Annotated in this window: 24 protein-coding genes; 15 read left to right on the forward strand and 9 right to left on the reverse strand. The window is 61.8% G+C overall.

The genetic code is table 11. The annotated features are described in order from the left end of the window. The first annotated feature begins 72 nt into the window (after positions 1-72). Positions 73-1,365 carry a phosphoribosylamine--glycine ligase gene (gene purD, locus AArc1_RS10760; protein WP_117364369.1) on the forward strand — a complete coding sequence of 431 codons (1,293 nt, stop codon included), beginning with the start codon at positions 73-75 and terminating at the stop codon, positions 1,363-1,365. 620 nt (positions 1,366-1,985) lie between these two features. Here the strand turns inward: purD and AArc1_RS10765 are convergent. The 3 genes from AArc1_RS10765 to AArc1_RS10775 all read right to left on the reverse strand — a co-directional run bounded on the left by AArc1_RS10765 (position 1,986) and on the right by AArc1_RS10775 (position 4,244). Next, on the reverse strand, positions 1,986-3,332 hold the full coding sequence (locus AArc1_RS10765) for an aminotransferase class III-fold pyridoxal phosphate-dependent enzyme (protein ID WP_117364370.1): 1,347 nt from the start codon (positions 3,330-3,332) through the stop codon (positions 1,986-1,988). Between the two features lie 384 nt (positions 3,333-3,716). Then, entirely contained in the window at positions 3,717-3,965 is a 249-nt protein-coding gene (locus tag AArc1_RS10770) for a hypothetical protein (RefSeq protein WP_117364371.1), read from the reverse strand. Positions 3,966-3,968: 3 nt separating this feature from the next. Next, on the reverse strand, positions 3,969-4,244 hold the full coding sequence (locus tag AArc1_RS10775) for a PadR family transcriptional regulator (protein WP_117364372.1): 276 nt from the start codon (positions 4,242-4,244) through the stop codon (positions 3,969-3,971). Positions 4,245-4,670: 426 nt separating this feature from the next. On the opposite strand from AArc1_RS10775, the gene AArc1_RS10780 reads away from it, so the two are divergent. Then, positions 4,671-5,495 (forward strand): IS5 family transposase, encoded by an 825-nt coding sequence (locus AArc1_RS10780; RefSeq protein ID WP_117363389.1) that lies wholly within the window; start codon positions 4,671-4,673, stop codon positions 5,493-5,495. Between the two features lie 206 nt (positions 5,496-5,701). On the opposite strand, the gene AArc1_RS19060 is transcribed toward AArc1_RS10780, so the two are convergent. Together AArc1_RS19060 and AArc1_RS10785 are read right to left on the reverse strand one after the other, a co-directional pair. Next, positions 5,702-5,848: a hypothetical protein gene (locus AArc1_RS19060; protein WP_186336590.1), complete on the reverse strand. Its 147-nt coding sequence runs from the start codon at positions 5,846-5,848 to the stop codon at positions 5,702-5,704. Positions 5,849-6,159: 311 nt separating this feature from the next. Next, a complete protein-coding gene (locus AArc1_RS10785) occupies positions 6,160-6,867 on the reverse strand; it encodes a hypothetical protein (RefSeq protein WP_117364373.1) in 708 nt (235 codons plus the stop codon). Between the two features lie 543 nt (positions 6,868-7,410). Between AArc1_RS10785 and AArc1_RS10790 the strand changes: the two genes are divergently transcribed. Further along, on the forward strand, positions 7,411-8,136 hold the full coding sequence (locus AArc1_RS10790) for a DUF7117 family protein (protein ID WP_117364374.1): 726 nt from the start codon (positions 7,411-7,413) through the stop codon (positions 8,134-8,136). Between the two features lie 21 nt (positions 8,137-8,157). On the opposite strand, the gene AArc1_RS10795 is transcribed toward AArc1_RS10790, so the two are convergent. Both AArc1_RS10795 and glyA read right to left on the reverse strand, forming a co-directional pair. Next, positions 8,158-9,051: a bifunctional methylenetetrahydrofolate dehydrogenase/methenyltetrahydrofolate cyclohydrolase gene (locus tag AArc1_RS10795; protein WP_117364375.1), complete on the reverse strand. Its 894-nt coding sequence runs from the start codon at positions 9,049-9,051 to the stop codon at positions 8,158-8,160. Positions 9,052-9,223: 172 nt separating this feature from the next. Next, positions 9,224-10,471, reverse strand: coding sequence for a serine hydroxymethyltransferase (gene glyA, locus AArc1_RS10800; protein WP_117364376.1), 1,248 nt, complete (start codon positions 10,469-10,471; stop codon positions 9,224-9,226). Positions 10,472-10,607: 136 nt separating this feature from the next. Here glyA and AArc1_RS10805 point away from each other — a divergent pair, with 136 nt between their 5' ends. The 10 genes from AArc1_RS10805 to AArc1_RS10850 all read left to right on the forward strand — a co-directional run bounded on the left by AArc1_RS10805 (position 10,608) and on the right by AArc1_RS10850 (position 20,933). Further along, complete coding sequence (locus AArc1_RS10805; protein WP_117364377.1) at positions 10,608-12,761, forward strand: hypothetical protein; 2,154 nt, start codon at positions 10,608-10,610, stop codon at positions 12,759-12,761. 429 nt (positions 12,762-13,190) lie between these two features. Beyond that, complete coding sequence (gene tbsP, locus AArc1_RS10810) at positions 13,191-14,009, forward strand: transcriptional regulator TbsP (protein ID WP_117364378.1); 819 nt, start codon at positions 13,191-13,193, stop codon at positions 14,007-14,009. 264 nt (positions 14,010-14,273) lie between these two features. After that, complete coding sequence (locus AArc1_RS10815) at positions 14,274-14,978, forward strand: RNase P subunit p30 family protein (RefSeq protein ID WP_117364379.1); 705 nt, start codon at positions 14,274-14,276, stop codon at positions 14,976-14,978. Next, positions 14,962-15,606 (forward strand): class I SAM-dependent methyltransferase, encoded by a 645-nt coding sequence (locus AArc1_RS10820; RefSeq protein WP_117364380.1) that lies wholly within the window; start codon positions 14,962-14,964, stop codon positions 15,604-15,606. The genes AArc1_RS10815 and AArc1_RS10820 overlap by 17 nt, the downstream gene beginning before the upstream one ends. Beyond that, a complete protein-coding gene (locus AArc1_RS10825) occupies positions 15,603-16,088 on the forward strand; it encodes an Rpp14/Pop5 family protein (RefSeq protein WP_117364381.1) in 486 nt (161 codons plus the stop codon). Before AArc1_RS10820 ends, AArc1_RS10825 begins: the two co-directional genes overlap by 4 nt. A gap of 4 nt (positions 16,089-16,092) precedes the next feature. Continuing rightward, a complete protein-coding gene (gene psmA, locus AArc1_RS10830) occupies positions 16,093-16,842 on the forward strand; it encodes an archaeal proteasome endopeptidase complex subunit alpha (protein WP_117364382.1) in 750 nt (249 codons plus the stop codon). 124 nt (positions 16,843-16,966) lie between these two features. Beyond that, the gene (locus tag AArc1_RS10835; RefSeq protein ID WP_117364383.1) at positions 16,967-17,692 is read left to right on the forward strand and encodes a ribosome assembly factor SBDS; all 726 of its coding nucleotides are present in this window, start codon (positions 16,967-16,969) and stop codon (positions 17,690-17,692) included. A 287-nt stretch (positions 17,693-17,979) separates the two neighbouring features. Then, positions 17,980-19,287 carry a GTPase HflX gene (gene hflX, locus AArc1_RS10840; RefSeq protein ID WP_117364384.1) on the forward strand — a complete coding sequence of 436 codons (1,308 nt, stop codon included), beginning with the start codon at positions 17,980-17,982 and terminating at the stop codon, positions 19,285-19,287. A gap of 111 nt (positions 19,288-19,398) precedes the next feature. Further along, positions 19,399-20,559, forward strand: coding sequence for a thiolase family protein (locus AArc1_RS10845; protein ID WP_117364385.1), 1,161 nt, complete (start codon positions 19,399-19,401; stop codon positions 20,557-20,559). Beyond that, positions 20,556-20,933, forward strand: coding sequence for a nucleic acid-binding protein (locus tag AArc1_RS10850; RefSeq protein WP_117364386.1), 378 nt, complete (start codon positions 20,556-20,558; stop codon positions 20,931-20,933). Before AArc1_RS10845 ends, AArc1_RS10850 begins: the two co-directional genes overlap by 4 nt. An 18-nt stretch (positions 20,934-20,951) precedes the next feature. On the opposite strand, the gene AArc1_RS10855 is transcribed toward AArc1_RS10850, so the two are convergent. Beyond that, entirely contained in the window at positions 20,952-21,758 is an 807-nt protein-coding gene (locus AArc1_RS10855) for a DUF7547 family protein (protein ID WP_117364387.1), read from the reverse strand. A gap of 164 nt (positions 21,759-21,922) precedes the next feature. Here AArc1_RS10855 and AArc1_RS10860 point away from each other — a divergent pair, with 164 nt between their 5' ends. Both AArc1_RS10860 and AArc1_RS10865 read left to right on the forward strand, forming a co-directional pair. Continuing rightward, a complete protein-coding gene (locus AArc1_RS10860) occupies positions 21,923-22,675 on the forward strand; it encodes a ribonuclease H-like domain-containing protein (protein WP_117364388.1) in 753 nt (250 codons plus the stop codon). Positions 22,676-22,726: 51 nt separating this feature from the next. Then, a complete protein-coding gene (locus AArc1_RS10865) occupies positions 22,727-23,116 on the forward strand; it encodes an acyl-CoA thioesterase (RefSeq protein WP_117364389.1) in 390 nt (129 codons plus the stop codon). Between the two features lie 108 nt (positions 23,117-23,224). Here AArc1_RS10865 and AArc1_RS10870 read toward each other — a convergent pair whose 3' ends face one another. Further along, on the reverse strand, positions 23,225-23,518 hold the full coding sequence (locus AArc1_RS10870) for a HalOD1 output domain-containing protein (protein ID WP_117364390.1): 294 nt from the start codon (positions 23,516-23,518) through the stop codon (positions 23,225-23,227). Positions 23,519-23,622: the final 104 nt, after the last annotated feature.

The raw sequence follows: 23,622 nt of genomic DNA on the forward strand, positions 1-23,622 counted from the left end.
GTGCACGTTCGTGCATACATTCGGCTCGGACAAAGAGCAACGTTTACAGGTTCGTGCGTTCCGCTATCGACCATGACAGAGACGGTGCTCCTGATCGGCGGTGGTGGCCGCGAACACGCCATCGCCCGCGCCTTGGACGGTAGCGACGCAGCCCTCTACGCCTGTGCGGGCAACCGCAACCCGGGCATCGCCCGCATCGCCGAGGACTTCCAGACGCTCGAGACGACCGATTCCGACGCAGTCGTCGAGTACGCCGAATCGGTCGCGGCCAACATCGCCGTCGTCGGTCCCGAAGCGCCCCTCGAGGCCGGCGTCGCGGACGCGCTCGAGGCGGCCGGCATCTACGCCTTCGGTCCGAAGGAAGCCGACGCCCGCATCGAGACGGACAAAGCGTTTCAGCGCCGATTCATGGCCGAGAACGACGTTCCTGGCAACCCGGATTTCGAGACGTTCGACGAGATGGAGGCCGCCTGTGAGTTCATCGACGAGTACGACGGCGACCTCGCGATCAAGCCCGCCGGTCTCACCGGCGGCAAGGGCGTCAAAGTCATCGGCGACCAGGTCACCGCCGAGGAAGGCAAGAAGTACATCCGCGACTCCGAGTACGACCGGATCGTCCTGGAGGAACGGCTGATCGGCGAGGAGTTCACCGTCCAGGCGTTCGTCGCTAACGGCGAGTTCCGTACCGCCCCGGCCGTCCAGGACCACAAACGGGCCTACGAGGGCGATGAGGGACCGAACACCGGCGGCATGGGCAGCTACTCCGATGCGACTCGAGAACTCCCCTTCATGACCGCCGACGACTACGAGGCGGCCGTCGAAATCATCGACGCCGTCGTCGACGCCCTCGAGGACTACCGCGGCATCCTCTACGGGCAGTTCATGCTCACCAGCGAGGGGCCGAAGGTCATCGAGTTCAACGCCCGCTTTGGTGACCCCGAGGCGATGAACACCCTGCCCGTCCTCGAGACGGACTTCCTCGACGTGCTCACGGCCGCTCGCGACGGCGAGTCGCTGCCCGATCTCGAGTTCGCCGACCAGGCGACCGTCTGTAAGTACGCCGTGCCCGAGGGCTACCCGACCGATCCCGAGGCCGGTGCGAAAGTCAAGGTTGATGAAAAGAGTGCCGGTGACGCTCTGCTCTACTACGCCAGCGTCGACGAACGCGACGACGACATCTACACGACCACCTCGAGGTCGTTCGCCGTCGTCGGCGTCGCCGACTCGATCACCGAAGCCGAGGAGATCGCCGAGGACGCGCTGGCAGTCGCCGGCGACGAGGGCCTGCACATGCGCCACGACATCGGCAAGCCCGACCTCGTCCAGCAACGGATCGACCACGTGAACGAACTGCGCGAGGATTGACCTCCTCCCGCGCCTGAAGACGCGGGAATCCGCGAAGCGGAGTTCAAGGTTGCGCGTTTCCTCGGTGGCGAAGTACGCTTTCGCGTCCCACGTCGACGGTCGCCGTCCAGTTGTGACCAAGGACGTGCGTTGCAGCGCGTCTAGCCCGGCCAAACGGGCCTTCCGTCCGACGCGCGGTCGGCGTTTCGACGCGACGAATACCGCTCGTCGCTCCACGGCGGGGTATTCAGCCCGCACGGTACCACGATTCGCGTCACCCGAAGTCTGGCGGAATCGAAGATTCCGCTGCCCTCGCGGAACTGGGTTCCGCTTAGTGTTACGTCGTGGACTGGTTCGATCGGATTTGTTACCACGTGAGAAGTCACGGCGAAGCCGTAGTGCCGTCGAAGACGGCGTTTCTCAACATGGGAACTCCGGTACTGCCGTTTACGGGATACAGCCCAATCAAGCTTACGCGCGTATCCACGGCCTTCAGGCCGTGGCATTGCGCTGCTCCGCCTGTAAGCGACGCTGTCGACTGATCCGGTCGACTTTTCGACGGACGACCTGAGGGGATTTCCGTAGCTCTTCGCTCGGGGGATGGTAACTCAAGAGGCAGATCGATCACCAGTATCGTGGGCTCAGGCCGTCGACGTGACCTCGTCGATCGCCTCACACAGCAGTTCCATCCCGAGGTCGACCTCTCGCGCGGTAACGTCGAGCGGCGGGAGCAGGCGAAGGGTCTTGTAGCCACAGCCGAGCGTGAGCAATCCGCGGCGGAACGCGGCCTCGAGGACGTCGTCGCGGCGGGCTTTGGTGTCGAATTCGACGGCGAGCATGAGCCCGCGGCCCCGAACCTCGAGCAGTTCCGGTCGGACGTCGACCTCGTCCTCGAGTCGAGCCCGGAGATCCTCGCCTCGGTCGCGAACGTTCGAGAGGACGTCAGTCTCCTGGAGCACCTCGAGGGTGAGCGCGCCCTGGAGAGCACCGACGATGTCACCGGCACCCCAGGTGGAGGAGATTCGGCTTTCCTCCTCCGGGAAGACATCCGACCGAGAGATCGTGGCACCGACGCGCAATCCCTTCGCACTCGTGATAACGTCGGGGGTCAGCTCGAGGTGGTCGACGGCCCACAGCTCGCCGGTTCGGCCGATTCCGGACTGGATCTCGTCGGCGACGACTCGCAGGTCATAGCGGTGTCGAAGCGCCTCGAGGTCGCGAGCGAAAGCCGGGTGGGCGGGTCGATAGCCGCCTTCGCCTTGAATCGGCTCGAGGATCACGTAGGCGACCTCGTCGGGGTCGATCACGCCCCGTTCGGGATGGAGTTTGTCGGCGAGGACGTTGCCGCCGGGACCGTCGGTTCGCCAGTTGGTCTCGTACTCCTCGTCGGTTGACGGATACGGAAGGGCGACGACGCCGGGGACTTCGGGGAATCCCGTTCGGTGGACGGCCTTCGATCGATTGAGCGAGAGTGCACCGAGTGTTCGTCCGTGAAACGCACCATCGAAAGTGAACGCTCGGTGACCGCCGCCTGCATAACAGATCTTGATCGCGTTCTCGACGGCCTCAGCGCCGGAGTTCGAGAGGAAGACCCGGTCCATGTCGTACTGGCCGACCGTCTCGAGCAGTCGGTCCATCAGCTGGCTCGGGCCGGGAAGGTCGGTGTCGGTCGGCGAACCACCGTTGCTGACGTAGAAGTCCTGGCCGGCAATCTTGGAGGGATCGACGAGGTCGAACGCCTCGAGTTTCTCGCGGAGGTGTGGGTTGTTGTACCCGAGCGGGGCAGCGGCGACGTGACTCGTGAAATCGAGCAGGACGTTTCCGTCGACGTCCGTACAGAATGGGCCGATCGCGTCGGCGCTCGTATCCCAGACGAACTCGTAGACGTAGGTGCTGGGGGCGGCAAACTGGTGGTGGTACTCGGCCCAGCGCTTCGCTCGCTGGCCAGGAACCGTTTCGACCTGGGGTTCGACCGTGTTTCGGTCCATGAACGCCAGTGCGACGTCCGTACATAAAGACTCGATGAAATGCTTCGATCGTGGTGAAAGCGATCAAAAACGTCCATCCGCGTCCACCGTATGTCGATCGGAACGGACGCCACGGTGTCGCCGAATAAGAACACCGTGCTCTGAGACCCTCCTCGTTGTAACCAGGCTGGGAGCAAACATCCCGCAGCAAATCTGGCACAGCCCGACGGCGGGGGTTCCTCCGTGTGAGTCTCGGTCGTGTTGATTTCTCAGCGGCAACTCACTCATCAGGGTGACAGTGTGAATCGCCTCGGGGTCGAGCCCCGAGATATTCTGCTTGTATTCTGTATCCAGACGGGTGACGGCGGTCAGGGATGTCACTGGTAAGGTATCGAGGTGTCCCGGTCACTGTCGCAATCTGGAACCGTCGCGTGGACAGAACTCGTGGTCCGGGTCCGCTGTCTGGAAGTTACATCGTGGACACTGCCGGACCGAACGGGGCTGTTGCTCGCGGCCCCGCCGTGTAAAGAGAAACGGGACGAACGGGAGGAACAGAAACAACAGCAGCGTCTCGAAGTAGATCCAGGCAGCGACGCTCACGAGGAGACCGAGTATCAGACCGACGAGCGCTGTACCCGTTCGTGCCAGGCGCACGCGTTACAGGTCGACGTACTGGGCTTCCCAGTCGCGGCGAGCCTCGAGTTCCCGTCGACCACGACGGGTGAGCGTATAGAAGTTCGTCCGACGGTCACGACGCCCCTTCTCGACGAGGCCCTTGTCGACGAGCGTGTCGAGATTCGGATACAGTCGTCCGTGGTGAATCTCCTTTTCGTAGTAGTTCTCGAGTTCCTCTTTGATCGCCAGTCCGTGTGGTTCCTCCTCGCCAGCGATGACGTAGAGCAGATCGCGCTGGAATCCTGTCAGGTCGTACATTGGAAACGTACCACCCGTACTTACTGTCGAATTTTAATAAGAGTATCGGGTCGTTTCGATCGAAACCGGACTATTACCGACGAGTACAGCGTCGGCGACTCAGATCGAAAGATAACTCCAGTGACGGATCGACCCCACGGAGATACGTAACGGCAAGTTCATGTCTACGGTCAGGTGAATGGGTCACTGGATAATTCTTCGGCGGTAACTCGGTTGCTATAGCAGCCACTGCACGTCAGTGCGCACCTGCTCGCCAGACGGATCGGCGATCAGTGTACACACCGGTGCAGTTGTTACTATAGTCGATCAGTTCTCGTTGAAACGACGCGGTAGCTCAGTAATGTAGTAAACTGCCGTGTTGAATAGCGATCTAATCCGCTCATATCGCGGAGTAGAAGGACGAAGCCGAGGAAATCGATTCTATCCATGGAAGTCGATCTCCTCGACTTCGTTGAGCAGTGTCGGCACCTAGTCAAACAAGCGTTGGGGAAACACGCGGGCGAGCCCGCCAGCGGCGGGTTCGCCCGCTGGAAACACGTCGTTCTGCACTGTTTTCGTCTCGAAGAAGACCATAGCTACCGCGAAACGCCGAATCGGCTGAAGTATATGGCCGAGATTCGTGACGCACTCGACTTAGATCGAGACGATCTACCGGACTACACCACGATCTACAAATCGTTCGACCGGCTGAAAATGTGGGTGTGGCGGGCGCTGCTGCGCGTTTCAGCGCAGCAGCACCCGCAGTCCGGACATGCAGCACTCGACAGCACGTTCTTCGACCGCCGCTCGGCCTCGTCGTACTATCGCCAGCGGTCGGGAAGTAACGTTCAAACACTGAAAGTGACGACATTAACCGACAGAGAGTCTCTTGCCGTCCTTGACGTACATATTTCGGCCCGGTGGAAACACGATACGAAGACCGGGCCGCAGGTCGTCCGCCGGAACGCGGACGACCTGCTGTCCGTGGCTGCTGACAAAGCGTTCCACAACTGGATCACGAAATACGAGTTCTACGCACTCGGTGTCGAGCCACTCATCTTACAGCGTGGATCGAGACCGTTGACGGTGGGACATAACGCGCTCATCCGGACAAAAGGCTATTCTCAGCGCTGGATGGCCGAGACTTCGTATTCGACAACAAAGCGCTCGCTCGGCGATGCCGTGCGAGCGCTCGGCTGGTATCGACAGTTCCGTGAAATCATCCTCATGTTCGCCATCTCGAACATAGAACCACTCTGTGAGCCGCTGTAACCGTGACTCAGTATCTATTCAACACGGCATAGTAAACAGGAAAGCAAATCGCGTGGCGGGAAAAACGCCACGCGATCGCTTGCCGCCCTGAATTGGTCCCCGCTGACGCTTCGGCCCTCCAAGCGAAGCGTCAACTGAAAGATTCCGCTGGTACTACTTAAAGATATCGACACAGGATGGAGAAGTGATACGTCCGGTGACTGATTCTACATGTGTTCTTCCTCGAGCACCCACCCCAGTGCCCGCTTGTAGTAAGTGAACATCTGCTCGACGCCGTCGTGGTTCATCTCCTCGCTCTCGAGATGTTCTTTTAGAAATTCGTACTGTTCACGGACGTCTTCTTCGTCTCGCATAGGTAGACCTACTGTCTACCGAGCAAAAAATCGGTCGCTGACGGTGGCGGTTTACTGCTCGCACGGGTCGATTTGACTGGTTCGGCCGACAGTGTGTGGGTCCCAGCAGCGTCACACGCACGTCTTGCCTTTTCACTGTCGCTGTGGCCTCGTGTAGGTACCGCTGTTCGGACTCAGATAACCGTGTGCAGACCCGTTCGCGAACGAGACAGGCATCTCGAGCCCCCAGACGGCTTCGATGGATCGGTCGATCCGGAACCGACTGAGGCAGTTTGAGTGGTCGTCTAGCGATCGATTCGAGGAGATGCCGGTTAGAGCGCGTCGTCTTCGTCTTCGTCGTCCATCAGGTCATCGGCTTCGTCATCGTCCCCATCGTCCATTGCGTCGTCAGCCTCCTCGCCAAGCGTCAGCGTGACTTCCTCGTCGTCGCCGTCGATTTCGACGTCCTCCTCGGCTTCTTCACCCTCGTATTCTGCGTGGACCGTGTACTCGCCATCCTCGAGGTCCTCGAATTCGACCTGGCCGTCTTCGTCGGTCTCGTCTTCGAAGTCTTCGTCGTCCGCTTCGTCATCTTCCTCATCGTCCATCAGGTCGTCGTCATCGTCATCGTCCGCTTCGTCGTCTTCCTCATCGTCCATCAGGTCGTCGTCTTCGTCATCATCCGCTTCGTCGTCGTCCTCATCGTCCATCAGGTCGTCGTCTTCGTCATCGTCATCGTCATCGTCATCGTCTTCCTCGTCCTCCTCGAGTTCGACGGTTGCCCCTTCGACGGGGTCGCCATCTTCGTCTTCGACCGTAACCGTCAAAGAGTAAGTTTCGTCTTCGTCGTCTTCTTCATCATCTGCTTCGTCGTCAACGCCCGGATCTTCGTCGTCGTCCATCGGGTCGTCGTCCGCTGTATCCGGGTCTTCTTCCTCTTCATCGCCAGGACCGTCGTCGGCACATCCTGCCAGCGCCAGTGTACTCGCCGTACCTGCTGCAATAACGAACTTCCGCCGGTTCAGTTCCGGATGGGACATATCTCTCGATAGAACGTTCCCGTTGGTTGCACTACGGCCTGCAACTGCCGTATCTTAATCACCTGTTGTACGTCTCCTCCAAACTCCTGAGTGTGAACGAACACAAACTGTCCATCGAATCAACCGTACATACTTTGATTCGATAGTCGGGTGTCAGCCCGGAACCCCCTCGAGAAATCGGCAGTTGTGACGGAAACGATCGAGCGTGTGCCGGTGGTGTATCCACGAAACGATTCCCGGGCAGACGGAATCACGGTACTATTGTCATCTCGGCTCCCCATCAGCCGTGACAATCACCTGCTGGACCCGCCCTTTGTGAGCCGTTGTTCGGCCGAACACGGCCAACAACGTTCGTTACAACGCTCGAGAGCGTTTCGGCGGCTGAGACGGTTCGGTCGTCGCGAGGCGTAAACAGCCTCGATGTGCTCGAGTGGGCAGCGACTGCCGCCCGGTTTTCGCGTAGACAGCGGACGCCCCCTTGGCACTCATGCGACCCGTCGGTACTCCGTGAAGCCTTTTCCCCTGTCGCGCGTACGCGCTTGTATGAAGATCCGTGGTGAGCGCGAGTGCACGGAGTGTGGAACTCGCTGGTCGTACTACGAGACGGGGAGTGTTGGCTGTCCGGCCTGTGGGAGCCTCCACAGCGTCGGTTTGGACGAGCGAACCGAACATACCGACCTTCAGGTTGAGTTCGACCTGACCGCCGTTCGCAACGACGTCGACGACGCTGCTCACGACGAACTCGGCGAGCGGGCCCAAAAGGCGTGTCGCGAATACGTCCGTCAACGCGGGTTCGTCAACGCAGGTGATCTTCGCGAACTGGACGACACGTACCTCGCCGCGAGCGAACTGCTGTACGTCGCGGACGTCGTCGCCCGGGAACGGTCGCTGGCCGAACACGAAGAACTCTATTTTCTCTCGCTGTTACGCGATGCAGACGACGGTAAGCGGCCGCCTGTCGAAGAAGTGCCACGTTCGCTCCGGTCGGGACGCGGACTCGCCTACGCGAACGCCGTTCGGGACTACCGCCGCGACGTTCGAACCTGGACGGAAGGCCGAACGCTGACGCCGGACGAACGAAGCGCCCTCGAGACGCTCGGCGAACACGCCAAACGCTTTCGGGTGCTCGACGGCGACGTCGACCCCCAGTCGGCCGAGCGGTTGATCCAGGCGACACGACACCTCGCAAACGGGCTTCGGGGAGACGACGTCGCGTTCTCAGAGGCACAGGAACGCCTCGAGTCCCTCGAGGGAGACTTACTCGAGTAACGGACACGACAGAACGGGCGATCAGGGCAGGTCCACGTCGACGTTTTCCTGGAGGCTCGCGGCTTTGACGGTGTTGTAGAGCAACATCGCACGGGTCATCGGCCCGACGCCGCCAGGGACGGGCGTGATCGCGCTGGCCTTCGCTTTCGCACTCTCGAACTCGACGTCACCGACGAGTTCGTAGCCCTTCTCGGTGTCGGCCTCGACGCGGTTGACTCCGACGTCGATTACGACGGCACCCTCGCCGACCATCGAGCCGTCGACGAGTTCGGGGACGCCGGCCGCGGCAACGACGATGTCAGCACGGCGGGTTTTCTCGACTAACTTCTCGGTTCGGGAGTGACAGACCGTTACCGTTGCGTTCCCGTCGTCGGCCTTTTGAACCAGGAGGTTGGCCAGCGGCTTGCCGACGATGTCGGATCGGCCGACGATGGTTACGTCCGCGCCCTCGAGGTCGACGTCGACCGACTCGAGCAGCTTCTGGACGCCGTGGGGCGTACAGGGGCGAAAGCGGGCGTCGCCGGCGACGAGCCGGCCGACGTTCTCGGGGTGGAAGCCGTCGACGTCTTTTGCGGGGTCGACGCGGTCGATCACGTCACGGTAGTCGACGTGGTCCGGGACGGGCGACTGGACGATGTAACCGTGGACGTCGTCATCAGCGTTCAGATCCGCGATGGCGTCGTAGAGTTCCTCGGCGGGTGCGTCGCCGTCGATCTCGACGTGGATCCCGTCGATTCCGACCTCTTCGCAGTCCCGCTGTTTCATGTTTACGTACGTCTGGCTCGCAGGGTCCTCACCCATCAACACCGTCGCCAGACCGGGGCGTGCACCCGCGTCGGCGAGCGTCTCGATCGCATCCTGTAAGTCCTCGCGGAGCTGGCTCGCGACGGCCTTGCCGTCGATAATCTCGGTCATCACTCGAGTTGGTGACCGCGACGCTATTCAACGCTCGGGTTCGTGCCCAAAATGCGGCTATTCGTGCTCGCGTATGCGCACGCTCGTGGATAGGTGTGTGGGTATGGCTCGCCCCAGTCGCTACGGCGTCGGTACCCTTTCGTTCCGGTCATTCCACCCTCGCGTGCTGTGTCTACTCATAAAGTGGGTTCGCCTCACACAGCGTCGCGACTTCCTCGCGGACCTCCTCGATGACAGCCTCGTCGTCGGGAGCGTCGACCACGCGAGTGATCAGGTCGGCGACCGTTCGACAGTCGTCCTCGTCGAAACCGCGGGTAGTCAGCCCCGGCGTACCGGCACGGATTCCCGACGGGTCGAACGCCGAGCGCGTCTCGCCGGGCACCGTATTGCCGTTGAGAACGATTCCCGCTTCTTCGAGAGCGACCTCGGCGTCGCCACCGGTCGTCTCGGGGTGGCTCTCACGCAGGTCGACGAGCACCAGGTGGTTGTCGGTGCCGCCGGAAACCAGCGAGAACCCGTTCTCGACGAGACGCTCGCCGAGTGCCTTCGCGTTCGCGACGGTCTGTTCGGCGTACTCCTCGAATTCCGGCTCGAGGGCTTCTTTGAACCCGACGGCCTTGCCGGCGACGTTGTGCATGAGCGGGCCACCCTGACCGCCGGGGAAGACGGCGGCGTCGATGTCGTCGGCGTACTCTTCGTTGCACATGACGATCCCGCCGCGGCCGGCGCGGATGGTCTTGTGGGTCGAGCCGGTGACGAAGTCCGCGACGCCGACCGGCGAGGAGTGGACACCCGCGGCGACCAGTCCTGTGATGTGGGCGATGTCCGCGAGGTGAAGCGCGTCGACGTCGTCGGCGACGTCTTGAATCCGTTCCCAGTCGATATCACGCGGGTACGCAGAGTACCCCGAAACGATGATATCGGGGTCGAACTCGCCGGCGAGGTCGGCGAGCCCCTCGTAGTCGAGGTAGCCCGTCTCCGCATCGACCTCGTACTGCTCGACGTCGTAGAACTGGCCGACGAAGTTTGCCGGATGGCCGTGGCTGAGGTGGCCCCCATGAGTCAGATCGAGCGAGAGGATCTTGTCGCCGGGCTCCAACATTGCGAAGTAAACGGCCTGGTTGGCTTGCGTGCCGGAGTGAGGCTGGACGTTAACGTGCTCGGCGCCGAACAGCTCTGTCGCACGATCGATCGCGAGTCGTTCGATCTCGTCTGCGTACTCACAGCCGCCATAGTAGCGCGATCCGGGATAGCCCTCGGCGTACTTGTTCGTCAGGACGCTCCCCTGTGCGTCGACGACGGCGCGGCTGACGTGGTTCTCGCTTGCGATCATCTGCAGCGACTCTCGCTGGCGGGTTACCTCTCCTTCGAGTGCGTCGGCAACGGCGGGATCGACCTCCCGAACGTGCTCGTGCTCCATGTGCGATGTGGCGACTGGCGGCTGTATAAGTGTACCTTTCCCGTTCAGAAGCGCCGCAACGTTACCAGAACTTGGATATTGTTGGTTATTTCCGATCGATACAACTAAAACCTATGGTCGCCATTCGAGTTACTGAATGATCGAGTGGGAGATGACTTCCCGTGGGCTTCGGGTCACGGACGCAGACAACGCCGAAGTAGTGATATGCGGCGAAGACGTCACCGTCGACGACACGGAGAGTGACGTTTCCCGGCCAGTCGACGAAACGATCTGCGTCACTGCACGATCGCTCGAGTTTCCACATGCCGTCGTCTACGCGTTCGCACTCGAGTCAGACGAACGATACGAGCTGGATCCACAGGGCGAACCGCTCTCGTTGCCGGCTCGCGAGTACGTCGTCGACGTCGATACGGAGATCAAGAGTTACCTTCGGTTCACCAGCACGGCGACGATCGAACGAACCGCAGACTTCGAATCGATCGTCGTCTCGTTCCCGGAGCTGACGCGCGTCGTCCTCGGGTTCCGCAGCCGACACGAACTCCCTGCCGAAAGCATTACCGTTCCCGACTCACCGATCGCGCTTGCGCGGGCAGTGACATATTTGGCTGCCTCACACAAAACCTCGAGTCCAGACCGCACCTATCCGACACTCCGGGGCCATCCGCCCCTGCTCGAGTCGGGAGATCGTCTCGACGTCCCTGAGTGCGTTCAGGCGAGAAATCCGGAGTCGGGTATCGAACTCTTCGTACCTCCGAACTACGAGTCGGTGTACGTCGTCGCACCACTTGCGTACTATCTCCAGGCGACGGTTCGGCCGATCGAAGCGAGTACGAACCGCACGTTTCGACCTCAACTTCGCGTTCCAGCGTTCGGAGTCGACGAGCCACTTCCGAGGATGCCCGACCTCGAGGAAGCCGTCACCAGACTGCTCAGGAAGACGTTCTTTCTCGAATGTCTCGTCCGAAACGCCGGGCCGTACGGGACGAGCCTCTCGGAGTCGTGGCTGCTCGAGGAGGTCGGTCTCAACGCCGAGACGCTTTACGAGGCGTCTCCACAGCGGCGACTTGCGGGGTATCTCGACGTGCCGTTTTCTGCGATTCACAGCCACCTGCCTGAGTGGCATCTATCGACGTACGTCACCCCCAGCTACGACCGACTGGAAGCCCTGCCGTTTTTGCTCGATCGGTTGAGCCTAATCTACACGCCACGCACCTCCGAGCTAGCGGGACGAGAACTCGTCGAGCGATCACTCGACGAGTTCTACCGGGGTCGAGCCGAGACGACGACTTCTCCTCGAGACGAGGTCCGTCCAGGCGAAGAGCCGTCGGCTCAGTGTCGGGCAAGCGACGGACAGGTCGCCTCCGTCGATGTCGTCAAACCTCATCTCCGTCACGGTCGCGTCCACGGCTGGCTCGCTGACGGCGTGCCAATCGATGTCTTCAAAACCACAACCGCTGCCTACGAGAATCGACTCGCGTACCTCGAACGCAACAGCGATCAGACGTCGATTCGAGTCGTCCTGAACGATCCTGACATGGCCGGTGAACGTGCCACCGTCGCCGAAATCTATCGGCAACGAAGCGACGAACTCCCGATGGACGTAACCGTCGAAGAGTCACTCCGAACAGCAGAGCTCGCACGCATTTTCGAATCCAATCACGATTTCGTTCACTACATCGGCCACTGCGAAACCGATGGACTCCGCTGTTCAGATGGGTACCTCTCGACCTCGAGCATCGACCGCTGTCGCGTCCAGACGTTCTTTCTCAACGCGTGTGGCTCGTTCTACGAGGGGGCGTCGCTGATCGAACGCGGTAGCGTCGCTGGCGCCGTTACGATCACTCAGGTCCTGAACGATCACGCGGTCCGAGTCGGTTCGACGTTCGCGAAACTCCTCGTTCACGGCTTCAGCATCGAGCGAGCGATGCAACTCGCGAGGCGACGCATTATGATGGGCAAAGACTACGCGGTCGTCGGTGACGGAACACACTCGCTCACTCAGGGCGAACACCGCGTACCGACGACGCTGACCATCGAGGCACTCAAGAACACCACCAGTCGCGACGAGCACTATCAGGTGACATTCGACTGCTATTCCGCTCGCATCACTGGATCGTACTACTTTCCACACACCGAAAACAACGATCGCGCGTACCTCTGTGGGCAACAATCACAGTTCGAACTCTCGCGATCGGAACTCGCCACGGTGCTCAAAGAAACCGAAGCGTCGGTGATCTACAACGGCGACCTCTACTGGTCCGAGGATCTCGGAGAAGCGTTTAGCTGTTAGGGTCCACCGTACGTACTCACTCGTTGTGCTCGCACTGACCGTAGCTGCCACGCTCGCGATTCACTCGACCGAGACCCGGCTAGTATGCGTTCGATCGCCTCTCCCCATTGCCAAGGGTGACACGTACCCATACGTTAGTGTGATAACAGGTCGGCCATAAATAATTTCCGTCATCAGCCATCTGCCGGACGTGGACCCGGAAAGGTCGACGATCCAATCGACTGATTCAGCAGATCACCACTGGGACCGTATCCACGGAGTTGTGTATCGGATCGGAAGTCGAACTGGAGGGACTGAAACTGCCGATAGAGTCGGAATAGCAATACAATTTGAGACAAAAATTACCGGTAGACACGAGAGATGAGAAGTTATGCCGTGCAAACGGCCGCCAAAATTAAGTACTCGATGGCCGTTTAGTTCTGTATACGCATGGCCTCGAATTTACTCAATCACCAGATTGATGATATCCTCGAGACAGTTCTCGAGGAGGCGAGTGGGGACGTCTACATGGTCAATCCGTCGTGGGATGCGATCGAAAAGTTCGTCGCCGTCACCACCGACTTCGACGGCTCCGTGCCGTCGGTCCACATGCTCGCCGATGAACGAACGCTCAAAGACGTGATGGATGACTTCATCGTGGCCTCGAACGCCGCTGACCTCATCAGCGAGGACGCCCTCGCCCTGCGAACGCTCGAGGAAGCCCCCGAGAACTCGCTTTTGGTCACCGATGAACGCGTCGTCGCCGTCGTCCACGCCGGCGACCGCGTCGGTGGACTCACCACCGACGACGCGAGTTTCGTCGCGGATACCCACGACACCTACGCCGATCGCTGGGCCGACGCCTCGACGTTCAACCTCCGGACCCCGCCGATCACGGCCGTCCGCGAGACGCTGGCCGACGAGATCAGTCCCGGTGCCGAGGACGACTTCACCGCTATCCTGAACTCGCTCGAGACCGCCCGCGGCGACGGCGACGGACTCGACGAGGTCACGATTTCGCTGCTGGTCGCCGCCAAAAACGAGGCGTTGTTGTACGACATCAGCAAGTGGGGTGAGGACGTCGGCATCGCCTCGAAGGCGACGTTCAGCCGAACGAAAACCAAACTCGAGGACATGGGTCTGATCGACACCGAGAAGGTCCCGATCGACGTCGGCCGTCCCCGTCTGCGCCTGAAGATCGGCGATGACCGACTTCGCGAGGCCGATAACGGCCAGCTTGCGACGGTAGCCCAGTCGATTCTCAACTAACAACCCCGTACTCTACAGTTTGACGCGCCGACAGCAGCGTAGCTTCCCTACGGGGCGCTTTCCTCCGATAACCGGTTGATCGAAACACTCTTTTTCCGTTCAGGACACGGTGTGTTCCCCATATCAGTCGTCGGCTCTCGCTCCCTTCGATCGCTTGCGGTGCGTGTCGGTTGGGTCCTGCCCTCCCCTGGCGCGGCCGCGTTTCTGGTGACCGGCTCTGTCGCGTGACGCAAACCCCAAGTCCCCGCCACGAGAGGCTCGAGTATGTACGAGGCCGTCCACGCCTATCCCGACGGAGAGAGCACGGTCGCCCGGTTCGCGAAGACGGCGGCCGACTACGGCTTCGAGGGCGTGGTCGTTCGCAACGGCGCGAGCGCTCGAGCCGACGTCGACCCCGACGAGATCCAGGAGGCCTACGGGGTCGACGTCGTTTCCGGCGTCGAGGTGCAAACGGACGACCCCCAGCGAGCCGGCGGCGCGGTAGGTAACTACCGGACTGACGAGACGCTCGTTATCGTGGCCGGCGGGACGAACCAGATGAACCGCTTTGCCGTCGAAAACGAGAAGGTGGATGTCCTTGCCCATCCCATGGCCGGGCGTGGCGATGTCAACCACGTCATGGTGAAAGCCGCCGTCGAGAACGGCGTTCGTCTCGAGTTCGACCTCGCGAACGTCTTGCGGGTCCACGGTGGTCGGCGGGTACGGGCCGTCCAGTCGCTTCGCAAGCTCTGGGAGTTGGTCGACTACTACGACGCACCGTACGTAGTGAGCGCAACGCCCCGATCACATCTCGAGCTCCGTGCTCCCCGGGAACTCCGAGCTGTCGGCGATCAGATCGGACTCTCCGAGTCGGGCGTCGACGAGGGGCTGACCGAATGGGGCCGACTTGCGGAACGCAACCGGCGGATCCACTCCGAGTCGTTCATTGAGCCGGGCGTCAAACGAGGGAGATATGAAGAAGAGTCTTGAGGACCACGCCGCTCGGTTCGACGAGCTAGCAGACGAGTACGACGAGTCGAACGCCGACGAGTACCGCGCCTGTGCGAATCTGGTGATCGAACACGCCGCGCCGGCGGCCGACGAAGTCGTCCTCGATCTGGGGACAGGAACGGGAGCGATCGCACTCGCGCTCGCTCCGGACGCAACGCGCGTCGTCGGTCGCGATATCAGCGACGGCATGATGGAGCGCGCGGCGGAGAAAGCCACCGAACAGGGCCTCGAGAACGTAGCGTTCGACTACGGGACCTTCCGGGACCCCGCCTACGACGGGCCAGTCGACATCGTCACCTCGAACTTCGCGATGCATCACCTCTCGGATACCGAGAAACGGGAAGCGATCGCCGTCATCGCCGAACTCGAGCCCCGGAAGTTCGTTCTCGGCGATGTAATGTTCTTCGGTGAGCCGGATCCCGACGAGCCGTTTTACTCGCCGGCGGTCGACGACCCCGCGACCGTCGGTCTGCTCGCCGACGCCTTCACCGACGTCGGCTTCTCGCTGACGGCCGTCGAACGTGTTCACGACCAGGTCGGCGTTCTCGTCGCCGAGCGGTCACCATCCGATTCAGCGACACCGACGAAGCCAGCGCAGGACGAATGAAACACCTCCCCAAACACCTCCAGCCGCGCTGGCGCTACCTCGCGATCGGTCTCGAGGCGTGGCCGGACGCCGAGATCGACCGACGCGCGTTCCAGCGTGAAGTCTGGTACGCCGGTCAGAACCTACTTGGCGATCCAGGAAGTGCGGCCGCCGACCTCTCCGTCATCAGATTCACGTTCGCCAACGGTGAGGGTGAAGCGCTGGTCAGGGTCCGTCGCGGCGAGACAGAACCGGCTCGAGCGGCGATCGCCTGTATCGACGAGATCGACGGGGCAGCGGTCGGGGTCCGGATTCGCGGTATCAGTGGCACGATCCGTGCCGCTGAAGAAAACTATTTAGGACGCCGTGGGCAAGTCACGGAAGAGAGAAACGTCGTGTTCGGGAACGAAGAGCGAGTCGCCGTCGTGTGCGATGGATCTGCAGACGTACGACTCGATGAGGCGTTCACGGGCGCGACAGACCTCGATTACGATTTAGCGTGATACTATGCAGGGACAAGCCCAACAGCAGGCGTACGACCGAGGCATCACGATCTTCTCACCGGACGGCCGACTCTACCAGGTCGAGTACGCTCGCGAGGCGGTCAAACGCGGCACGGCGAGCATCGGCGTCCGAACCCAAGACGGCGTCGTCCTCGCGGTCGACAAGCGGGTCCCGTCGCCGTTGCTCGAGGACTCGAGCGTCGAGAAGATTCACAAAGCAGACGACCACGTCGGTGTCGCAAGCGCGGGCCACGTCGCCGACGCCCGACAGCTGATCGACTTCGCGCGCCGACAGGCACAGGTCAACCAGCTCCGATACGGCGAGCCGATCGGGGTCGAGACGCTGACCAAGCACGTCACCGACCACATCCAACAGTACACCCAGGTCGGCGGCGCCCGCCCGTTCGGCGTCGCCCTGATCGTCGGCGGCATCGAGAACGGCGAACCCCGCCTGTTCGAGACCGACCCCTCGGGGACGCCCTACGAGTGGAAGGCGCTGGCGGTCGGTGCCGACCGAAGCGAACTCCAGGACTTCCTTGAGGAGAACTACGACGCAGAAGCCGACTTAGATGGCGGCATCTCGCTCGCACTCGACGCGCTCGCGTCGGTCAACGACGGCTCCTTGCTCCCCAGCGAGGTCGGACTGGCGACCGTCGACGTCGAGACCGAATCCTTCGAGCAGTTCGACCAGGACCGCATCGGCGAGCACCTGGAAGAAAACGACCTGCTCGAGACGGAGTCGGACGACGAGTAACGTAATCGGGTAGTACCGGTCCGGAACCGGCGATTCGGCCGACCCTGGCCGTCGATTTTCCACGAGTCACGATCGACTATAGTATCAGGAAAAGCTCTTTTACCCGGCACCGGTACTCACCGGTATGATATCACTCGACGAAGCGGTGACGGCTCGGCTCGAGTCCCATGGGGCGCGCTTTGAGGTGCTGGTCGATCCGGACGCGGCACTCGCGATCAAACGCGGCGAGTTCGACGACGAACTCGAGGACGTCATTGCCGCTGAGGACGTCTTCGAGGACGCCTCACGGGGTGACCGACCCGCGGAGAACGACCTCGAGAAAGTCTTCGATACGACGGACCCGCTCGAGATTATCCCCCAGGTAATCGAGGACGGCGAGATCCAGATCACGGCCGATCAGCGTCGCGAGATGCAAGAACAGAAGCGCAAACAGCTGATCAACACGATCGCACGAAACGCGATCAACCCCCAGATGGACGACGCTCCCCACCCGCCAGAGCGAATCGAGAACGCTCTAGAGGAGGCAGGCTTTACGGTCGATCCGATGGAACCCGTCGAGAGTCAGGTCGACGATGCCCTCGACGCCTTACGACCAGTTATCCCGATCAGATTCGAGGAGGTAACCATTGCCGTCCAGATACCTGCCGAGTACGCTGGAAGTGCCCAGGCTCAGGTCAGACAGTTCGGCGATCTGGTGCGCGAAGAGTGGCAACCCGACGGCTCGTGGGTCGGGGCCGTGACGTTCCCCGCGGGGATGCAAAACGACTTCTACAACGTCGTCAACGAGCACTCGAGCGGGGAAGCCGAGACCCAGATTGTCAAGGATAAAGACGATCTCAAGACCCGGTAGGGAGCAATTCTGGTCGTTTCAGCTATGGGGGATGTCCGAGCACGGGATTGAAGAGCGTTGGCTGCATACTCGTTGGCATGATCGTCGACTGCCAACTGGAGGTGTTCGATCGGCATCGTTAGCGTGATCGAGACACCGAGCATCGTCCGCCCGACCGACTCCCTCTGGCGAACGGCGTCGCGGGATAGACGCGACTCTACGTGTCTCGGTGGAGTCGCCGCCCGATTCGACGAGCCACTGCGCTGGAGCGCGCCCGACCGGTTCCATGTGCCGGGGGGTGTACCATCATGAGAGCGATCGTTGCAAAACGCGTCGATTCGGGGACCCCCGACACGAGCGAGATCACCGAACTCGCTGAAGCTGCCGGGTACAGCGTCGTCGGCGAGGTGACGCAGTCACGAAAGGCCGACCCGGCACTCCAGCTTGGGGAGGGAAAAGCGAACGAACTCGCCGAGAAGGCCGCGGTGGCCGACGCTGTGACCGTCATCTTCGACAACCGGCTGGGTCCCTATCAGACGTACAACCTCGGCCAGTTGCTCCCCGAAGGCGTCGAAGTGATCGACCGCTTTACGCTCATCCTCGAGATTTTCGGCCAGCGCGCCCAGACGCGAAAAGCACAACTGCAGGTCGAGCTGGCCGAACTCCGCTATGAGCTACCTCGCGTCGAGGCGAAATCGAGCCTCGCAAAGCGAGATGAACATCCCGGCTTCATGGGGCTCGGCGAGTACGATGAGAGCCGCGAGCGGGACATCAAAGCGCAGATCAGCCGGATCAAAGACGAACTCGCACAGATCGAGCAAACCGAACAGCACCGGCGAGAGCGCCGGCGTGACTCCGGGTTCGACCTCGTCGCGCTCGCTGGCTATACGAACGCCGGCAAGTCGACGCTGTTACGTCGACTCTCGACAGACCTCGAGGTCGACGAGAACGAGGATCTCCATCCCGACCTGGACTCGACGGCCGAGTCCCAGGACAAGCTCTTTACCACGCTCGGGACGACGACCAGACGCGCGGACATCGATCCTCGGGACGTGCTGGTGACCGACACCGTCGGTTTCATCAGCGACCTCCCCCACTGGCTCGTCGAGTCGTTCAAATCGACGCTCGACTCGGTCTACCGGGCCGATCTGGTCTTGCTCGTCGTCGATGTCAGCGAACCGATCGACGAGATTCACGAGAAACTCGTCACCTGTCACGACACCCTCTACGAGCGAAACGAGGCCCCAATCGTGACGGTGCTCAACAAGATCGATCGGGTCGACGAGGACGAACTCGCAGAGAAGAAAGCCGCCCTCTCGGCGCTCGCACCGAACCCCGTCGCAGTCAGCGCGAAGGGGGGAACGAACGTCGACACGCTGCTCGAGCGCATCGACTACGAGCTGCCGGAGTGGGAACGCGAACGGCTCGTCCTGCCGATGACCGACGACACGATGAGCGTCGTCTCGTGGATCCACGACAACGCGAACGTCGAGGACGTAACCTACGCCGAGACGGACGTTCTCGTCACCTTCGAGGCTCGGCCGTCGATCATCGCACAGGCCCGCTCGCGTGCGAGCGAGTTGGCAACACCGTCGCCTGAGTCGGCATCAGACTAAGCCACAGGTCGATCCGCTCTGGGTCAGCCGAAGCCGCCCACCGACGGGTTGAATCAACCACTCGTCAGCAGGACCCTACCTTATAAATCACTGTTCGGAGATGGAACAGGTATGGAACGTGTCGCAGTAATCGGTGCCTCGATGACCCAGTTCGGGCAGCGCGAGGACGAGTGGATCCTCGAGCTCCTCTCGGAGGCCGCCCTCGAGTGTCTCGAGGATGCGGCCGTCGAGGCAAGCGAGGTCGAACACCTGTACGTCTCGAATATGGCCAGCGGCGAGTTCGAGGGCCAGACCGGCGTAATGAACGCACTCGCCCACGACATCGACGCCGTCCCTGCCTACACCCAGCGGATCGATCAGACGAGTTCGAGCGGCGGTGCGGGCATCTATGCCGCCTGGCAGTCGGTCGCCAGCGGGGCGAGCGAGATGACGATGCTCGTTGGTGGTGAGAAGATGACCCACCGGACGACGGGCGAGTCGACCGACGTGATCGCGTCGCTGACCCACCCGGTGGAGTACAAAACCGGTGTGACGTTGCCGTCGTTTGCCGGTCTCACCGCACGTCATTACTTAGAGCGCTTCGACGCACCTCGAGAGAGCCTCGCGAAAGTCGCGGTGAAAAATCACAAAAACGGCGTCGACAACCCCAACGCGCAGTTCCGCAAGGAGATCGACAAGGAGACCGCACTCGAGTCGCCGATCGTCGCCGATCCGCTGCGGCTGTACGACTTCTGTCCGATCACCGACGGCTCGGCGGCGCTGATGCTCTGTCCCGAATCGGTCGCCGAAGAGTACACCGACGAGTACGCGGTGATCACGGGCATCGACGGCGCGACCGACACGCACGTCGTCCACGAACGCGAGGATCCGACCGTCATGGGTGGCGTCGTCGAGAGCGGGACGGGCGCCTACGAGATGAGCGGCCGCGAGCCCGAGGACGTCGATGTCGCGGAACTCCACGACATGTTCACCATCCTCGAGTTCCTCCAGATGGAGGGTCTCGGCTTCGCCGAGCAGGGTGAAGCCTGGAAACTCGTCGAGGAGGGCTATACGGAACGTGACACGGGCGAACTGCCGGTCAACACCTCCGGCGGGCTCAAATCGAAGGGCCACCCCCTCGGGGCGAGCGGCGTCGCTCAGGCGGTCGAGATCTACGAACAACTCGTCGGCGAGGCTGGCCCTCGGCAGGTCGACGCCGAGGTCGGGCTCTGCTGTAACGTCGGCGGCTTCGGAAACTGTGTCATCACGACGATCATGGAGGCAACACAATGACGATGGACGCAACCCGATACGAGGACGGTTCGATCAGCTACCCCGGCCACCCCCGCGGTCCCGATGGCGCGGAGCCGGTCGAGACGATCGACCTCAGCGAGTACACCGCCGAGGTCGTCACCTGGACGACGAGTACGGCGACGCCGCCGGGCGTTCGCGAGCCGAACCACCTCGCGATCGTCGAGTTCGACGTAAGCGAGGCGGTCGACGATGGGGACGAGTCGGTGCGAGCGATCGTCCAGCTCACGACCGGTGACGTCGAAACCGGCGACCAGGTTCGGGCCGTCTACGAGGACGAACTCCGCGAGCCCGGTGCCGGTATCCGCGAACCCGAGAGCCAGCGCTGGGACGGCTACCGCTTCGAGCCCGTCTGAAGCGTCTCGGTCGTCCGCTCACTCGTTTTCGTCCGTACCGCTCCCGTCGCCAGAGCCGTCTCCCTCGCCGTCAGAGCTGCCTGTCCCGTCGTTTCTGTCGTCCCCGTCTTCTGAGCCATCGGCGGCGTCCGTTCCCGTCTCGCCCGAGGAGACATTGCTACCGGCTTCGTCGCCGTCTCCAGTATCCTCGTCGGCGCCGTACCGATCTTTCAGCGTCTCGAGTTCGGCATCGACGTCGACGGCCGACTCCGGCTCGTCGGACTCCTCGGGCTCGAGTACCGTCTCCGTCGGCTGCCCGTCTTCGACGTCTATTCGGACGGCGTCAGTAGCTGAAACGACGTCGGACGATGGCTCGCTCGTGGCCTCGCGGAGGCGTCGGTCGACGTCATCGCGGAGTTCGCGGGCCTCCGAGAGCAGGTCTCGTGCCTGGTCGTCCGCAGGAAGCGTCCCCTCGGAGGCAGCCCGCTGGAGTTCGGCCAGGACGGAGTCCAGTTGTGAGAGCGTCGTCCGGCGAAGCGCTGTCGCTCGCTCGCTGGCCTGTGTACTGGTCTGTGCCGTTCGATCCCGAACGTCCCGTTGGGTTCGAACGAGTTCGAGCCCACGCTGGAACGCCTCGAGCGCGCGGACGCTCGACTCGAGGACCGTCAGCAAAGTGGGGAGCGCAACCTCGTCGGTGAACGCGAGCAGTTCCCGCGGCGTCGGCGGCCTGAGCGGTGGCCGCCGTCGACGGGGCTCGAGTTCCTCGTGGAGTTCGGTACGGAGGTCGTCGATGGTCCGCGTCAGCTCCCGGACGGCCTCGGCGAGTTCGTCGTCCTGGTCGACCATACTCGCGTTTCGGCCCCGGGGACGAAAAGTGAGGTGGTCACCCGAACTCGAGTCGCCGGTCGGACAGTAGACTCCGTATGGCGGAGCCACGCAGAAATCGTGGCTGCCGGTCGGCAACTCGAGGAATCGGACCGCTTTTATCCGCCGTCGACCCCTGTTCACGTGTGCGAATCGAGAACAGTTTCATTCCCGTCCACGGTGTCGGGGAAGCGACCGAACGCAGACTCTGGGAACACGGCATCACCCACTGGGAGGAGTTCGACGGGAGCGTCGTCGGGTCGACGCTCGCCGACCGTATCGAGTCGTTTATCGAGGAGGGCTGGACCTACCTCGACCGCGGCGACGTCTCCCCCTTCGCGGAGTCGTTGCCGGCAGCGAGCCGCTGGCGCCTCTACGAGAACGTCCGTCAAGAGACCTGTTTTCTCGATATCGAGACGACCGGCCTCGACGCGCGGCGAAACGACGTAACGACCGTCAGCCTCCACCGCGGGGGCGAAACGAAAACGTTCGTCAATGGTCGTGACCTGACGGCCGATCGACTCACGGCTGAACTCGAGCCCGCATCGTTGCTGGTTACGTTCAACGGCCAGCGCTTCGACGTGCCGTTTCTCGAGACCTGTTTCGACCTCGAGGTTGCGGTCCCGCACGTCGACCTTATGTACCCCTGTAAGAAACTCGGGCTCGACGGCGGGCTGAAAGCGATCGAGCGCGACCTCGGTATCGAACGCGATATGCCCGATATCACCGGTCGCGATGCCGTTCGGCTCTGGCACGAGTACGAACGAGGTGACGATGGGTCCCTCGAGACGCTCGTCGAGTACAACCGAGCCGATACGCGAAACATGGAACCACTGATGGAGATCGTCGCCGACCGCCTCCACGAACAGGTGTTCGAAGCCGCCTGTCGGCGGGACTGAACGGCTTCCGGAGGGATAGGCCTACACTCTTCGCGTTCGTGGTCTCGATCGATGGAAAACGCTGTCTACACCGCCGATATCGACGTCCGTCTACGAGACGTCGACTTCATGGGCCACGTGAACAACGCCGTCTACGCGACGTACATAGAACAGGCTCGAGAAGCGTTTTTCGAGGAGGCCCTGGACGTCTCGCTCGTGGAGGTCGGCACCGTCCTCGTGAATCTCGAGATCGACTACCGTCGACCGATCGAGGCCACCGACGAGGTCGAGATCACCCTCGACGTGACGGACCTCGGGACCTCGAGTATCCCGATGGAGTACGAGGTTCGTGCCGACGGTGAACTCGCGGCGACCGCACGGACCGTTCAGGTACTCGTTGACGAAGACGGCGATGCTAAACCGCTACCAGCCGAGTGGCGAAACCGAATCGGCGGCGAGTGACCGGCCCGAAGCGGCAGTAGCACCAACTGAAACGGTCGACATACCGGTCAGACAACCGTCGTGTGACCGGGTGCGCGCTGATGTGCAGTGGCTACTACAGTGAGACAGTTACTCGTAGCCAGTACGTTCGTCTTCGACCTCGACCGTCCCGTCGCTGGTGACGACGACCTGGTAGCCACAGAAGGGAAACTCGACGCGGCCAGCAGCCCGAGGGGTACCGTCTTCTCGCGGCGCGAACAGAGAATCGAGCGCTTCGGGATTGATAACATCGTAGAGTGCATCGTACGCCGGGGGTTCGATGTCCATCGGATCAACCCCCTCCCGCTCGGCGATGGCGACGATTACCTCGAAACTGAGCGACTGATTACGACTCGATTCCGACCGATCGACTGAGAGTAGCATTGGCCGACCTCATTCTTCGTCTGGTTATAAATCCATTGGCCTCAACCCGAGCTTGTAGACAAAAATGGCACATGGATGCTCAAATAAGTACATTGGTGCATTAG

The sequence above is a fragment of the Natrarchaeobaculum sulfurireducens genome (assembly GCF_003430825.1).
Classification (GTDB): Archaea; Halobacteriota; Halobacteria; order Halobacteriales; family Natrialbaceae; genus Natrarchaeobaculum; species Natrarchaeobaculum sulfurireducens.

What these genes read in the sequence shown, in the direction of transcription:
- AArc1_RS10850 (WP_117364386.1), top strand. Translation starts at nt 20,556, where the DNA reads ATGACGATGGACGCAACCCGATACGAGGACGGTTCGATCAGCTACCCC.
- AArc1_RS10790 (WP_117364374.1), top strand. Translation starts at nt 7,411, where the DNA reads ATGAAGATCCGTGGTGAGCGCGAGTGCACGGAGTGTGGAACTCGCTGG.
- AArc1_RS10820 (WP_117364380.1), top strand. Translation starts at nt 14,962, where the DNA reads ATGAAGAAGAGTCTTGAGGACCACGCCGCTCGGTTCGACGAGCTAGCA.
- psmA (WP_117364382.1), top strand. Translation starts at nt 16,093, where the DNA reads ATGCAGGGACAAGCCCAACAGCAGGCGTACGACCGAGGCATCACGATC.
- AArc1_RS10805 (WP_117364377.1), top strand. Translation starts at nt 10,608, where the DNA reads ATGATCGAGTGGGAGATGACTTCCCGTGGGCTTCGGGTCACGGACGCA.
- AArc1_RS10825 (WP_117364381.1), top strand. Translation starts at nt 15,603, where the DNA reads ATGAAACACCTCCCCAAACACCTCCAGCCGCGCTGGCGCTACCTCGCG.
- AArc1_RS19060 (WP_186336590.1), bottom strand. Translation starts at nt 5,848, where the DNA reads ATGCGAGACGAAGAAGACGTCCGTGAACAGTACGAATTTCTAAAAGAA.
- tbsP (WP_117364378.1), top strand. Translation starts at nt 13,191, where the DNA reads ATGGCCTCGAATTTACTCAATCACCAGATTGATGATATCCTCGAGACA.
- glyA (WP_117364376.1), bottom strand. Translation starts at nt 10,471, where the DNA reads ATGGAGCACGAGCACGTTCGGGAGGTCGATCCCGCCGTTGCCGACGCA.
- hflX (WP_117364384.1), top strand. Translation starts at nt 17,980, where the DNA reads ATGAGAGCGATCGTTGCAAAACGCGTCGATTCGGGGACCCCCGACACG.
- AArc1_RS10845 (WP_117364385.1), top strand. Translation starts at nt 19,399, where the DNA reads ATGGAACGTGTCGCAGTAATCGGTGCCTCGATGACCCAGTTCGGGCAG.
- AArc1_RS10780 (WP_117363389.1), top strand. Translation starts at nt 4,671, where the DNA reads ATGGAAGTCGATCTCCTCGACTTCGTTGAGCAGTGTCGGCACCTAGTC.
- AArc1_RS10795 (WP_117364375.1), bottom strand. Translation starts at nt 9,051, where the DNA reads ATGACCGAGATTATCGACGGCAAGGCCGTCGCGAGCCAGCTCCGCGAG.
- AArc1_RS10775 (WP_117364372.1), bottom strand. Translation starts at nt 4,244, where the DNA reads ATGTACGACCTGACAGGATTCCAGCGCGATCTGCTCTACGTCATCGCT.
- AArc1_RS10815 (WP_117364379.1), top strand. Translation starts at nt 14,274, where the DNA reads ATGTACGAGGCCGTCCACGCCTATCCCGACGGAGAGAGCACGGTCGCC.
- AArc1_RS10865 (WP_117364389.1), top strand. Translation starts at nt 22,727, where the DNA reads ATGGAAAACGCTGTCTACACCGCCGATATCGACGTCCGTCTACGAGAC.
- AArc1_RS10785 (WP_117364373.1), bottom strand. Translation starts at nt 6,867, where the DNA reads ATGTCCCATCCGGAACTGAACCGGCGGAAGTTCGTTATTGCAGCAGGT.
- AArc1_RS10870 (WP_117364390.1), bottom strand. Translation starts at nt 23,518, where the DNA reads ATGCTACTCTCAGTCGATCGGTCGGAATCGAGTCGTAATCAGTCGCTC.
- AArc1_RS10835 (WP_117364383.1), top strand. Translation starts at nt 16,967, where the DNA reads ATGATATCACTCGACGAAGCGGTGACGGCTCGGCTCGAGTCCCATGGG.
- AArc1_RS10765 (WP_117364370.1), bottom strand. Translation starts at nt 3,332, where the DNA reads ATGGACCGAAACACGGTCGAACCCCAGGTCGAAACGGTTCCTGGCCAG.
- AArc1_RS10855 (WP_117364387.1), bottom strand. Translation starts at nt 21,758, where the DNA reads ATGGTCGACCAGGACGACGAACTCGCCGAGGCCGTCCGGGAGCTGACG.
- purD (WP_117364369.1), top strand. Translation starts at nt 73, where the DNA reads ATGACAGAGACGGTGCTCCTGATCGGCGGTGGTGGCCGCGAACACGCC.